This is a genomic window from Rhodoblastus acidophilus (assembly GCF_025961575.1).
GTDB classification, from domain to species: Bacteria; Pseudomonadota; Alphaproteobacteria; order Rhizobiales; family Beijerinckiaceae; genus Rhodoblastus; species Rhodoblastus acidophilus_C.
This window is the reverse complement of record NZ_JAOQNX010000040.1, coordinates 1-13,069: the sequence shown is the minus strand read 5'-3', so window position 1 is coordinate 13,069 and position 13,069 is coordinate 1. Positions and strand designations below refer to the sequence as shown.

Genomic DNA, 13,069 nt, shown 5'->3' with positions numbered 1-13,069 from the left:
TTGCGTGTTGCGCCGCGTCTTGGGGCGCCCAAAGGTGTCCGGCGCATGAAGCAGATCTGGCGGAAGCTGACCCAACGTTTCCGGGGCGAGCGCCCCGCCGACCATGCCGCCGCCTTGGAGGCGCTGTTCGTCTCCAATATCGCCGGGATCGCGCAAGCCGATTTTCGCACGGGAAAATTCACGCGGGTCAATTCGCGCATGTGCAAAATGCTCGGGCGCAGCGAGGCGGAGCTTCTCACGCTCGGCCCGCACGATCTGCAGCATCCCGAGGACGCCAGCCGGACCATGCCGGAATTCATCCAGGCGATGATCGAGACCGGCCGCTGGGAGGGGGAAACGCGTCATCTGCTGCCCGACGGCCGCACGATGTGGGCGATGATCAGCGCCACCGTGACGGCCCGCGACAATAGCGGCGCGCCCCTGCGCAGCATCGGCATTGCGATCGACGTGACCGAGACGCGCCGCGCCGACGAGGAATTGCGCGCCTATGCGGAGGCGCTGCGGCTCGGCCAGATGGTGGGCCGGATCGGGACGGTGCGCCGCGACCTGGTCAAGGGCGTGATCTATGTCGAACCCGCCATGCGCGAAATCATGGGCCTGCCGGAGGGCGAGGGGCCGATTCCGACCTCGGTCTGGCTGGAGCGCGTCCTTCCCGAAGACCGGCGCCGGGTGATGGAGCTGATGCGCTGCGCCTATCGGGACAATGCGCCCGAGATCAGCCTGGATTACCGCACGCGCTGCCCGCGCACGGGCAAGCTGCGCTACATCGAGCTGCGCGCCCGCTATCAGTTCGGCCCCGAGGGCAAGGCCGTCGCCTCGACCGGCGTCGCCATCGACGTCACCGAGCGCAAGGAGGTCGAGCAGCGCCTGGCCCATGCCGCGCATCATGATTCCCTGACCAACCTGCCCAACCGCACCCTGTTCCGGCTGCGGCTCGACGAGGCGCTCGCCCGCGCCCGTCGCGGCATCAGCTTCGCCCTGCTGTGCCTCGACCTCGACCGCTTCAAGGAGGTCAACGACACGCTGGGCCATCCCGTCGGCGACCGGCTGCTGGTCGCCGCCGCCGCAAGGCTGAAAGCGGAATTGCGCGAGACCGACACGCTGGCGCGGCTCGGCGGCGACGAATTCGCCATCATCCAGTCCTTCCTGCTGCAGCCGCAGGAGGCCGCCGCGCTGGCGCGCCGCCTGATCGAAGCGCTGTCGCGGCCCTTCACCATCGACGGCCAGCATGTCGTGGTCGGCGTCAGCATCGGCATTGTGCTGGCGCCGCAGGACGGCGGCGAGAGCGAAGGTCTGCTCAGCGCCGCCGACATGGCGCTCTACCGCGCCAAATCGGACGGACGCGGCATCTGGCGCTATTTCGAGCCGGCGATGAACGAGCGCATGCAGGAGCGCCGCGAGCTGGAGCTCGACCTGCGCCAGGCGCTGCGCGACGACCAGCTCGAACTGTTCTACCAGCCGATCGTCGACCTGGCCTCGCGGCGGGTGAAAAGTTTCGAGGCGCTGCTCCGCTGGCGCCATCCCCAGCGCGGCCTGCTGGCGCCCGACCTGTTCATCCCGCTGGCGGAGGAGATCGGGCTGATCGCGCCGCTGGGCGACTGGGTGCTGCGCCAGGCCTGCGCCGATGCGGTGCGCTGGCCCGAAGACATTGGCGTCGCCGTCAATTTCTCACCCGTGCAGTTCCAGTCGCGCCCTTTGGTGAAACAGATCGCGGCGGCCCTGCGCGAATCCGGCCTGTCGCCCCGCCGCTTCGAGGTGGAGATCACCGAAAGCATCCTGATCAAGGACAAGGACGCGACCCTCGCCACGCTCGGCGCCCTGAAAACGCTGGGCGTGCGCATCGCCATGGACGATTTCGGCACCGGCTATTCCTCGCTGAGCTATCTGCAGACCTTCCCCTTCGACAAGGTGAAAATCGACCGCAGCTTCACCCGCGATCTCGACCGGTCGCGCAAGAGCAACGCCATTGTGAAGGCCGTGGTCAGCCTCTGCGACGCCCTGGACATGGTCGTACTGGCGGAGGGCGTGGAAACCGAGGCGCAATTGGAGGCGCTGCGGCGGGAGGGCTGTCGCCAGGCCCAGGGCTTTCTGTTCAGCCCCCCGGTTGCGGCCCACGAATTGCCGGGGCTGCTGCAGGAGCTGCGCGAGCGCCCGGCGCTGGCGATCGCGGCGGCTTAGAGCCCGTTCACCGAACGGGCTCTAGATTCTTGTTTCACCGCATTTTCTTCACGCGAACCGGCATCCACTTCGCTCGAAAATGCTCTAGATTTCGCTCACCCCGCCGCTTCGGCGCGCTCGCCCTCGACCGGGGTCATCACGCCATCGTCGCGCAAATCGAAATTCTTGCCGCGCCAGCGCAGGTGACCCGGCCAAAAACTCCCCCAGAACACGAGGAATCCCAAAAGATCGCGCAACGGCAGCAGCGCCTGCGGCTGGGCCTCGCCGGCGAATCGCGCGTCGACCGCGCCCTGCAACAGGCGCCGGCACAACAGGCCCGCAACCAGCAGCGCCGTGGAGACGGGCGCAAAGGGATGGCAGGCGAAGGCCAACAGGCCCCAGCCCACGGGATGGGTGACGAGCGTGCCGAAATAGCCGCCGGGATCGATCGAGCGTATGGTGCGCGCCCAGCGGATTTCCTGGCGCCACAGATCGGAGAAATGGCGCTCGCCATGGGCGTGGCGCACGACGAAATCCGCCACCGCCACTTTAAAACCGTGCTCGCGCACCAGCGCGCCGAGGACGAAATCGTCGGCGAGCTGGTCCTTCAGCGGCGCGAAGCCGCCGATCCCGTCCAAAACCTCGCGGCGCAAGGCGATGGTGGCGCCGATGCAGGGTTTCGCCATGTTCAGCGCCAGCCCGGTCGCGACATTGGGCAGGAAGGCGTAATCCACGCCCATGGCGCACAGCCGCGCCCACAATCCGGTCATGGCCACGCCGCGGTACAGGCAGGTGACGGCGCCGACGCCCTCCCCCTCCAGCGCCGCGGTCAGGCGATTGAGATAATCGGGGGCGACGATAATGTCGCTGTCGGCCAGCACCACGACCTCGCCGACGATTGCGCGGGACATGTTGATCAGACTGTCGACCTTGCCATTGCCGCCATGGCGGGCCGGATCGATCACCAGCTCCGCGGTGAGCCCGGCGGGCGCGCCCGCGATCTCGCCGGCGCGCACGGCCTCGACAATGCGGCGCGCCACCGCCGCCGCGGGATCGGCGGCGCTGTGAACCCCGAACACGATCCGCACGGGACCGGCATAATCCTGGCGGCAAAAGCTCAGCAGATGCTCGCGCAAGCCCGGCTCGGCCCCGTAAAGCGGCTTGAGCACGGTGACGCTCGGCGCGATTTTCGGCGCGGCGCCGCGATTTTCCCGCGGAAAAGCGCGCCGTACGGCGAAAACCGCCAGCAAGGTGTAGAGGCAGGACGCCAGCGCCAGCAGATAAAGCGCCAAGAGCGGCAGCGAGGCGTCGAAGCCTGCCTCCAGTCCGGTCAGCATGCCGTTTCCTTTCAAGGGACGCGCGTCACAGAAACCGCGCCCGCTTTTTGGGAGCCTGCCCTAACGCCCCAGCAGGCTGGCGACGCGTTGGCGCAGATCTTTCAGCGCCAGACCTTTTAACGCGCGGCGCCATTGGGTGAGCTCGGAGATCGAGCCATTGGCCAATATATCGGCAATGCGCCAACCGTGTGGCGTGGACTTCACCACATAATCGATCGGCATCGGCTCGCCCTTGAGCGGGATCATCCGCGTGCCGACCACCAGCGCGCCGTCGCGCGGCTCGACCTTGGCGTCGCGCTCAAATCCCTTGGACTCGACGAATTCGAGCCGTTGCGCATAAGTGGCGGCGACATAATCGCCAAAACTCTGCGTCCACGCCTCGCGCTCGGGCAGAGCGTCAAATCCCGGCCCATAGGCGAGCTTGGCCATGCCGTCGAGATCGAAGGCGGCGCCCAGCGCGGGACGCAGCGCGTCGAAACGCTGCTGCAGCGACATTTTCGTCGCGTGGCTCAGCACCTCGACCTGGCTGTCCTGCAAGGCCCGCACGACGGCAAGAGCCGCGTCCGCGTCGGACGACTCGGAAGCTTGGGCGGCTTGGGCTCGGGCGGCTTGGACTTGGGCGGCCAGCGACGGCAGTCCCGCGAGCAGGCCCAAAAAGATGCGGCGATCAAGCATGTCCGGCCTCCCCTTCGGGCCTCTTCGCGCGCAAAAAAGTGGCGAACAGGCTTTCGCCCTCCATGCGCCGCCACAGCGCCAGGCCGGGCGCGCCGCAGATCAGATCGGGAATGCGCTTGATCAGCGACAGCGCGATGGCGTTGGGCGAGCCGATGCCAAAGGCGGCGCACAAAGCAATAAAACCGCCCTCCTGCACGCCCCAGGCGCCGGGGATGAGGAAACCGGCCGCCTTCACCGCATGGCCGAGGCTTTCGATGGTGATGGCCGTGGCGAAGGAGCGGGGATCGCCCAGAAACTGAAGAGCGAAATGAATCTCCAGCGCGCCGACGAACCAGATCGCCATATGGATGGCGAGCGCCCGGGCGAGGCCGCCACGGTTGCGCAGGATGGCGTCGAGCCCCCTCCGCAGGGACGGCAGACCGGCGATGGACGGCCAGCCGGTCTGGCTCTCGATCTTTTCGGCGAGCCGGTCGATCCATCCCATCGACAGCAGCCGCGGCGCCAGCCAGAACCCGGCGACGGCGGGAACCATGATGAACGCGCCAATCGCGGCGGCCAGGGTCAGATCGGCCTCGGCGCCGGCGCGCAGCAGCAGGACGACGCCGATCACGGTGAACACGGCCTGAGTCGCCGTCTGCGCCAAGAGGTCGACGATCACGCTGGCCGCGGCCACGCCGCCGTCGACCCGGCGTTTTTTCAACAGCCGGGCGCCAAACACATCGCCGCCGACCGAGGCGACCGGCAGCAGATTGTTGATGGACTCGCGCACCCAGCGCAATTGGCAGAACACCCAGGGCGCGGGGCGCGCGTTGGGGATCATGAAGCGCCAGGCCAGGGCTGCGCCGAAGGTCTGGGCAAAACGAATCACGGCGATCAGAAGCGCTCCGATCAGGCCGATGCGCGCAAAAGCATGCGCCACGTCGCCCACGCCTTCATAGAAAGTGAGAGCGGCGAACAGGAGGAGGCCGAGAACAAGTCCCAGCGCTGCAGCTTTTTTCATCGTCCCGCCTTAGCGAAAAACGTTTACCAAGTCAGCCCGGAACGCCGCAGCGCCGAAAAAAAAGGCGCCGCGATGCAAATAAGTCGCACTACGATAGGTCATCGCAATGCCAGGCTGGGGCGTTACCGCCCCTTCTTCGGCGGGTTGGCGTTGGCGCGGGCAAAAGCCTCGGCAAAGGCGTTGCCCGCGGTCGAGCGCGGCTGCGGCGGCTGCCGGAACGGCTGCTTCTGTTGGGGACGACCGCCCTCCCCGCGCCCGGCGCGCGCATCGACGGCGTCGTCGAGACGCATGGTCAAGGCGATTCGCTTGCGCGGAACATCGACCTCCAAGACCTTCACCTTGACGACATCGCCGGGCTTGGCGGCCTCGCGCGGGTCCTTGATGAAGTTTTTCGACATGGCGGAAATATGCACCAGCCCGTCCTGATGCACGCCAATGTCGACAAAGGCGCCGAAGGCCGCGACATTGGTGACCACACCCTCAAGCACCATGCCGGGCTTCAGATCGGACAGGGTCTCGACCCCCTCCTGGAACGTCGCGGTTTTGAACTCGGGACGCGGATCGCGCCCGGGTTTTTCCAGCTCTTTTAAGACGTCGGTGACGGTCGGCAGACCGAACTGGTCGTCGGCAAAATCCTTCGGCTTCAGCCCGCGCAGGGTTTTCGAATCGCCGATGAGCACATGGATATCGGCCTTGGTCGCCGCCAAAATCTTGCGCACCAAAGGATAGGCTTCGGGATGCACGCCCGAGGCGTCGAGCGGATCGTCCCCGCCGCGAATCCGCAAGAAGCCCGCGCATTGCTCGAACGCCTTGGCGCCCAGACGCGGCACTTTTTTCAGCTCCGCCCGAGTCTTGAAGGCGCCATTGGCGTCGCGATGGGCGACAATATTGCCGGCGAGCGACTCACCCAGACCCGAAACCCGCGCCAACAAAGGCGCGGACGCCGTATTCAAATCGACGCCGACGCCGTTCACGCAGTCCTCCACGACGGCGTCGAGCGACCGCGACAGTTTGAACTCCGCGAGATCATGCTGGTACTGCCCGACGCCAATGCTTTTCGGATCGATCTTGACCAGTTCGGCGAGCGGGTCCTGCAAGCGCCGGGCGATGGAGACGGCGCCGCGCAGGGTGACGTCGAGCCCCGGCAATTCGCTCGCCGCATAAGCGGACGCCGAATAAACCGACGCCCCCGCCTCCGACACCACGATCTTGGTGATTTTCGCCGCCGGCAATTTGGCGACCAACTCGCCCGCCAGCTTGTCGGTCTCGCGCGACGCCGTGCCATTGCCGATGGCGATCAGCTCGACCTTGTGCTTCATGCACAGAGCGCCGAGCACGGCCAAAGCATCGTCCCAGCGCCGCTGCGGCTCATGCGGATAGATCACGCCGGTATCGACAACTTTTCCCGTGGCGTCGACCACCGCCACCTTGACGCCAGTGCGAAAACCCGGGTCCAAACCCATGGTGGCGCGCGGCCCCGCCGGCGCCGCCAACAGGAGGTCGCGCAAATTGCCGGCAAACACCTTTACGGCTTGATCCTCGGCGTTCTGCCAAAGCTTTGAGCGCAGATCGACCGACAGCGAAATCTTGAGCCGCGTGCGCCAGGCCCAGCGCACCGCATCCATCAGGAATTTGTCGGCGGGACGGCCGCGCTCGGCCACGCCAAAACTGGCGGCGATCGCCTGCTCATAAGCCTTTTCGCCATTGGCCTCCATCTCGGCGGCGCCTTCCGGCTCCAGCACCAGATCGAGAATCTCTTCCTTCTCGCCGCGAAACAAAGCGAGGATGCGATGCGACGGCAATTTCGAAAGCGGCTCGAAAAAGTCGAAATAATCCGAATATTTCGCCCCGTCCTGGGTTTTTCCGTCGCGCACTTTCGACACCAGCCGCCCGCGCGACCAGAACGCCTCGCGCAGCGCGCCCACCAGTTCGGCTTTTTCCGAAAATTTTTCCACCAGAATGGCGCGGGCGCCGTCCAGCGCCTCCTCAACCGTTTTGACGCCCTTGGCCTCATCGACAAATTTGGCCGCCTCAACGCGGGGATCGAGCGTGGGCGTCGTCAAAAGCCCCTCGGCGAGCGGCGCGAGCCCGGCCTCGCGGGCGATGGTCGCCTTGGTGCGGCGCTTAGGCTTATACGGCAGATAAATATCTTCGAGCTGCGCCTTGGTGTCCGCGCCCAAAACCTGTTTTTCCAGTTCGGGCGTCAGCTTGTCCTGGGAGCGAATCGACTCGAGCACCGCCTTGCGCCGGTCTTCGAGCTCGCGCAGGTAGCGCAGACGCTCCTCAAGGGTGCGCAATTGGGTGTCGTCGAGCGCGCCGGTCGCCTCCTTGCGGTAGCGGGCGATGAAGGGCACGGTCGAGCCGGCGTCGAGCAGGTCGACGGCTGCGGTCACCTGCCCTTCGGCGACCTGCAATTCCTGAGCGATTCGGCGATTGATGGCGTTCATGGGCGAGCTCTCGATCGTTGGTCCGGGCGGGGCGCGCTTGTACCCCTCGGGGCCCGCCGGGTCAAAGCCGGTGTTGTGGAAAAGCTTGGCTTGCGAATGGACGCGATTGACAAGCGTCAGGCGCTGACGGAACTTGCTGAAATGGCCCGCATGAAGAAACCCGAAGCCGACGTCGTCGGCAGCGATTCCGCCGCTTTGAGCGAGGCCGCCGAACAGGCGAGCGAATTCCTGAAGTCGCTGGCCAATCCCGTGCGGCTGCGCATCCTGTGTCTGCTCGCCGACGGCGAAGCCTCGGTGGGCGAGATCACGGAAAAGCTCGAGGCGCGGCAGAGCCTGGTGTCGCAGCATCTTGCGCTATTGCGCAAGGACGGCCTCGTGCGCCCGACGCGCGAGGGCCAGAGCATCCGCTACGCCCTGGCCGACGCCCGCGTCGAGCGGCTGATCGGCGTGCTCTACGAGACCTTCTGCCCCAGCGCGTAAGCGTCACGCGATGATATGGATGTCGGTCCCAACGAGCTTGGGCGCGCCCGCCAGCACGCCGACACGCATGACGCCGACCCCCGCCCCACCGCTGAGGTCGAAGTAGAGCCCGCCCGTTCCAGTTTCGTATTCAAGAAGCGCGCCGGGCGTCCAGATCGCGTGGTTGGCGGTCTGGACCAGATTGGGCGTAATGCCCGCAGTCAGTCCAAAGATCCCGGCGGCGGACACGTCGATATGGTCGGAGCCGGAGGTGAAATCGGTGATCGTGTCGCCGAGATCGATGAGCGAGGTGTAGACGAAAGCGTCCGCGCCGGCCCCGCCGGTCAGGACGTCGGCGCCGCCCAGGCCGGTGAGGATGTCATTTCCGCCCCCGCCGGAGAGAACGTTGACCCCGCTGTCGCCGGTCAGCCGATCCGCGCCGGCGCCGCCAAGCACGTTCTCGATATTGCGGATCGTGTCTTCGGCCGCGCCGCCGACCGACACGACGGCGTCCGCCCCCCCGTTCAGCGTCACGGCCACGGCGCCCGCTTTTTCGCTATAATCCGCCGTATCGGAGCCGGCGCCGCCGTCGAGGATGTCCTTTCCGGGGCCTCCGCGGAAAATATTGTCCTGGCTGTCGCCGGTCAGCGTGTCCGCGCCCGAGCCGCCAAGAATTCTCTCGATATTGACGATCCTGTCTTCCGTCGCGCCGCCGACCGTCACCGGCGCCGGGATCGCCCCGTTCAGCGTCACCGCCACCGGCGTCGACTTGTCGCGGTAATCCGCCCAGTCCGAGCCGGCGCCGCCATCCAGATAATCGGCGCCGCCTCCGCCCCTCAGAAGATCGGCGCCCGCGCCGCCGAGGAGCGTGTTCACCAGGGCGTCGCCGACCAGCGTATCGGCGCCGGCGCCGCCGATCAGGTTCTCGATGTTGCGGATCGTATCCTCCGCGACGCCGCCGACGGTCACGGTGGCGAGGGTCGCGCCATTCAGCGTCGCGGCCACGGCGGCGGTCTTGTCGCTGTAATCCGCAGTGTCCGAACCGGCGCCGCCGTCGAGGACATCCGCGCCGCCGCCGCCGCGGAACAGGTTGTTGGCCGCGTCCCCGGTCAGCGTGTCCGCGGCCGAACCGCCATAAACGGTCTCGATATTGACAATTGTGTCTTCCGGCACGCCATTGACCAGCACGCCGACGCGGGTCGCCCCGTTCAGCGCCACGGAGACCGCGGCGGTCTTGTCGCGGTAGTCGGCGGTGTCGGAGCCGGCGCCGCCGTCGAGCGCATCATTGCCGCCGCCGCCGCGGAACAGATTGTCGAGCGCGTCGCCGGTAAGGGCGTCGGCGCCCGCGCCGCCAAAAATGTTTTCAATATTGCGAAGGGTGTCCTCGGCGACGCCGCCGACGGTGACGACGACATTTCCTGACGCGACGGGCTGCCCCGCCGAGAGATAACCGATCAAGGTCACAGCCACCGAAGCCGACTTGTCGCGGTAATCCGCGGTGTCGGAGCCGGCGCCGCCGTCGAGCACGTCGACGCCGAGGCCGCCCCGCAAAATGTCGTCGCCAGCGCCGCCGGAAAGCGTATTGGCGAAGGCGTCGCCGGTGAGCGTGTCGGCGCCGGAGCCGCCGACGATGTTTTCAATGTTGAGAATCGAATCCTCGGCGACGCCGCCGACCGTCACGGTCGCGACCTGGGCGCCCTTGAGCGCGACGGCGACCGGCGCGGTCTTGTCGGAATAGACCGCCGTATCGACGCCGTCGCCGCCGTCGAGCACATCCTTGCCGTCCCCGCCGGTGAGCGTGTCATTGCCATCCCCGCCAAACAGCGTGTCGGCGCCGGCCTGCCCATTGAGCTTGTCGTCGCCGTCGTCGCCATAGAGCGTGTCGGCCCCGTCGCCGCCGGTAAGCGTGTCATTGCCGTCCCCGCCAAATAGCGTGTCGGCGCCAGCCTGCCCATTGAGCTTGTCGTCGCCGGTCCCGCCATAAACAGTGTCGTCTCCAGCGCCGGCATAAACCAGATTGCGCCCGCCGATCCAATCGTCAGGCGAGGCGACAGTGACGGCGTCGGCATAGATGATGTCGCCGAACGCTGAGCCATAGATGATGTCGTCGCCAAAGCGGCCGGAGCCGTTCGCGGTATAGAAATCGCCGACGATCGTCGGCGCGCCGGAGGCGCCTGCGAGATTGCGCATGTCAATGAGGTCGTTGCCGCCGCTGCACACGTCATTGGCGGTGAAGGCGTCGCCGACCAGTTGGAAGCCGGCGCCGGCCGACGTCAGGCTGGCGGCGCGGATCGTGTCGGCGCCGCACTGCTGGCCGGACACGACATTGCTGTCGCCGAAGATTTTGGTGAAGGTGGAGGAATTGACGCCATCACCGAGTGTGATCGTGTCGTCGCCATTCCATAGCGCATCGGCCAAATTCGCGTAATTCGTTTCATCATACGAAATCACGACATCCCCGGACCATTCCACACCCGGCGCCGTCAGTTTTTTCATATCAATATGAACGAGAAGATCCAGGTACAACTGAAGCGATCCCGGAAGAGTTACAGCAGATATTGCCAGGACGGCTATATAATAATTATAGCCGCTTACGGTTCGATCAAACAATGCAAATGGGCCATAATTATTATCCAGTATGTATAAAGACGGGTCGATATTTATGCTCGTCATGTCACTTGAAGTGACGGTCACGGTCGCCATGGTCAGAACTCCCCTGAGCCGCCCGCGAGCGTCCCAGGCGCGGTTCGTCGGGAACGCCGGGCTGATGGGGGATATTACCGGGAAATGTCTACATCACCTAACGTCAATGCTGCGCTGCAGCATTGCGTGCGCCTCATCACTCCGTCGCGCCCAAAACCTCAAAGGTCACGCGCCGGTTGCGGCGGCGATCCGAGCTGTTTTCGGCGGCGATCGGAGCGTGGTCGGCGCGCCCGACGCTCAGCAACCGCTTCGCATCGATCCCCTCCCCGACCAGCGCGCGCTTGACCGCATCGGCCCGCGCCCGGGACAGCGCCAGATTCTTCGGCGCGGGGCCATGGGCGTCGGTGTAGCCGACGATCCGCAGCCGCGCGTCGGTCTCCTTCAGCCGCGCCGCGATCTCGGCGATCTCACGATGCGCTTGCGCAGGGTCGGCAAAATGGTCGTCGTCGAGGAAAGCAATGGTCGTGCTCCGCGCCAGACGCGTCAGCAGCGCCGCCGGCCCCTCGGCCTCGGCGGCGCGTTCGGCCCGCCATTTTTCCACGGCCTCGAGGCGCCCGTCGAGCGCCGCAAGCCGCTCCTCAGCAAGCCGTAATTGCTCCGCCAGCGCCTTGGCGCGCGCCTCGGCCGCCGAAAACGCCTCGGCGTCCACAACCTTGGCGACATGGATTTCCCAGCGCCACGGCGCCGCCGGCAGGCTTTTCGCCAAAGCGTCGAGATCGGCGTCGGCGGGCGCGACCCCGTTCACCGAAGCGACATCGCCGTCCAGCGAAACGCTCAGCGGCCAGCCGGCAAGGCGCGGCTGCGCGGCCAGAGCGGCGGCGAGCATTTTTTGCGGGCGCGTCTCGGGCGCCCCGCCGCGCGGAAACAAGGCCAAAGCGCCCAAAACCAGCGCCGCGACCGCCGCCGCGGCGACAACAATCCGTTGGCGCGCCAAAGGCTTCGCCTCGGGCGTCCTCAGCCGCGCGGCGACGGCCGCGAGATCGCCATCAAGCGGCTTGTCCTTCTTCATCAAGGCTTTGAAGGCGACATCGAGACGCGCCCGATCCTGGGGAAGCGGCTCCCCCAAAAACTGCGCCGCCAGGATCAGATGCGCCGAGGCGCGCAACAACACCGGCCCGCCATGGAAATGCAGCACCCGCAAGTCGCCCTGCGGCCCCGCGGCGTCGCGCGAACAAAACTGTTTGATCGCCCCGATCAGAATGGTGGTCGGTTCGACCGACACCCCTTCGAGGCGCCAGGAGGCGATCACCCGAAAACTGCTGTCGAGCGCCAGAATGCGATTAAGCTTAGAGGGCGCGGGCGCCCGCGCCGCGCCTGGAAGCGCTCGCCTCTGCTCCGGCAGGACCGGCTGGTCCGGCTTGACCGGCTGGTCCAGCCTCTGGGCGTCGCTCGGGCCCGGCCCAGAGGCGCCCTCGCCTCGCGCAGGTTCGGTCGCCCGGCGTTCGGGTTCGTCCCCGCTCTGGTCTTGCGGCATTCCCTCTGAAGCAGCCATGGTCTCGCGATTCCCTTCGCGCCGACTTTATGCACGCGGATCAAGATCGGCTCAACAGGCTCGATAAGCCTTTCGCGAAATTGCACAACGACTTAGCAGCTCTGCGCGCCCGCGGAACCAACCCTGTGCGCCGCCGTTTCCTTGGCTGAGGGCCGCAAATGTTTCGCGGCCGTTTTCATGGAGGTTTGCGTGGACAATGAAATTCTCGAAGTCCTGAAGTCGCTTCACACCAGTGAGATCGACGCGCGCAATGGTTACGAGGAAGCGGTGGTCGACGCCGAAGGCAAGGGTTTGTCGCCGCTTTTCCTCGACATGATCGGCCTGCATGACCGAAACGCCAAGGAGCTCGGCGAGATCCTGACCCGCTTCGGGCTGGTCGCGAATGACGAAGGCTCGTTCATGAGCGTGGTCAACCGGGCGATCATGAACGTGCGCGCGCTGTTCGACGGACTCGGCGACAGCGTGTTGGGCGGCCTCATCGACGGCGAGCAGCGCAACCTCGCCAAATACGACGAGGCGCTGAAGGCGGTTTTGCCCGAGGAGACCGCCGAGCTGCTGAAGGCGCAACGCGACAAGATCGCCCAAAAAGTTCTGGTCATGCAGATGCAGAGGGCCGCGTGACCGTTTGAAACAGGCTCCGGCGGCGCGCCGGAGCCTAGAGCGGGATGTTTTTAGGACGGAACCGCCTGCGCCGGGCGATTTTGCCTCAGGGGAAGGAGAATGGCGCAGGCCGTGTCGGGGACACGGCCAAGCCGTTCGACGCACCCCTGAGGCAAAAGCGCCCGGCCCTCCGGGTTGA

Annotated in this window: 9 protein-coding genes; 3 read left to right on the top strand and 6 right to left on the bottom strand. The window is 66.2% G+C overall.

Features of this window, described 5'->3' with window-relative positions; translation table 11 throughout:
- The first annotated feature begins 45 nt into the window (after positions 1 to 45).
- On the top strand, positions 46 to 2,178 hold the full coding sequence (locus tag M2320_RS20935) for a putative bifunctional diguanylate cyclase/phosphodiesterase (protein WP_264598948.1): 2,133 nt from the start codon (positions 46 to 48) through the stop codon (positions 2,176 to 2,178).
- 95 nt (positions 2,179 to 2,273) lie between these two features.
- Here M2320_RS20935 and hpnI read toward each other — a convergent pair whose 3' ends face one another.
- From hpnI to M2320_RS20915, 4 genes are all read right to left on the bottom strand, one after another.
- The gene (gene hpnI, locus M2320_RS20930; protein ID WP_264598947.1) at positions 2,274 to 3,494 is read right to left on the bottom strand and encodes a bacteriohopanetetrol glucosamine biosynthesis glycosyltransferase HpnI; all 1,221 of its coding nucleotides are present in this window, start codon (positions 3,492 to 3,494) and stop codon (positions 2,274 to 2,276) included.
- Between the two features lie 60 nt (positions 3,495 to 3,554).
- Positions 3,555 to 4,169 (bottom strand): ABC transporter substrate-binding protein, encoded by a 615-nt coding sequence (locus tag M2320_RS20925; protein WP_264598946.1) that lies wholly within the window; start codon positions 4,167 to 4,169, stop codon positions 3,555 to 3,557.
- Positions 4,162 to 5,169 (bottom strand): flippase-like domain-containing protein, encoded by a 1,008-nt coding sequence (locus tag M2320_RS20920; protein WP_264598945.1) that lies wholly within the window; start codon positions 5,167 to 5,169, stop codon positions 4,162 to 4,164. The genes M2320_RS20925 and M2320_RS20920 overlap by 8 nt, the downstream gene beginning before the upstream one ends.
- Before the next feature lie 122 nt (positions 5,170 to 5,291).
- On the bottom strand, positions 5,292 to 7,616 hold the full coding sequence (locus tag M2320_RS20915; RefSeq protein WP_264598944.1) for a Tex family protein: 2,325 nt from the start codon (positions 7,614 to 7,616) through the stop codon (positions 5,292 to 5,294).
- Positions 7,617 to 7,712: 96 nt separating this feature from the next.
- Between M2320_RS20915 and M2320_RS20910 the strand changes: the two genes are divergently transcribed.
- Positions 7,713 to 8,096 (top strand): ArsR/SmtB family transcription factor, encoded by a 384-nt coding sequence (locus M2320_RS20910; RefSeq protein WP_264598943.1) that lies wholly within the window; start codon positions 7,713 to 7,715, stop codon positions 8,094 to 8,096.
- 3 nt (positions 8,097 to 8,099) lie between these two features.
- On the opposite strand, the gene M2320_RS20905 is transcribed toward M2320_RS20910, so the two are convergent.
- Positions 8,100 to 10,601 (bottom strand): M10 family metallopeptidase C-terminal domain-containing protein, encoded by a 2,502-nt coding sequence (locus M2320_RS20905; RefSeq protein ID WP_264598942.1) that lies wholly within the window; start codon positions 10,599 to 10,601, stop codon positions 8,100 to 8,102.
- A 313-nt stretch (positions 10,602 to 10,914) separates the two neighbouring features.
- Complete coding sequence (locus M2320_RS20900) at positions 10,915 to 12,270, bottom strand: OmpA family protein (RefSeq protein ID WP_264598941.1); 1,356 nt, start codon at positions 12,268 to 12,270, stop codon at positions 10,915 to 10,917.
- Between the two features lie 189 nt (positions 12,271 to 12,459).
- Here M2320_RS20900 and M2320_RS20895 point away from each other — a divergent pair, with 189 nt between their 5' ends.
- Complete coding sequence (locus M2320_RS20895; protein WP_264598940.1) at positions 12,460 to 12,891, top strand: PA2169 family four-helix-bundle protein; 432 nt, start codon at positions 12,460 to 12,462, stop codon at positions 12,889 to 12,891.
- The last annotated feature ends 178 nt before the right edge of the window (positions 12,892 to 13,069 follow it).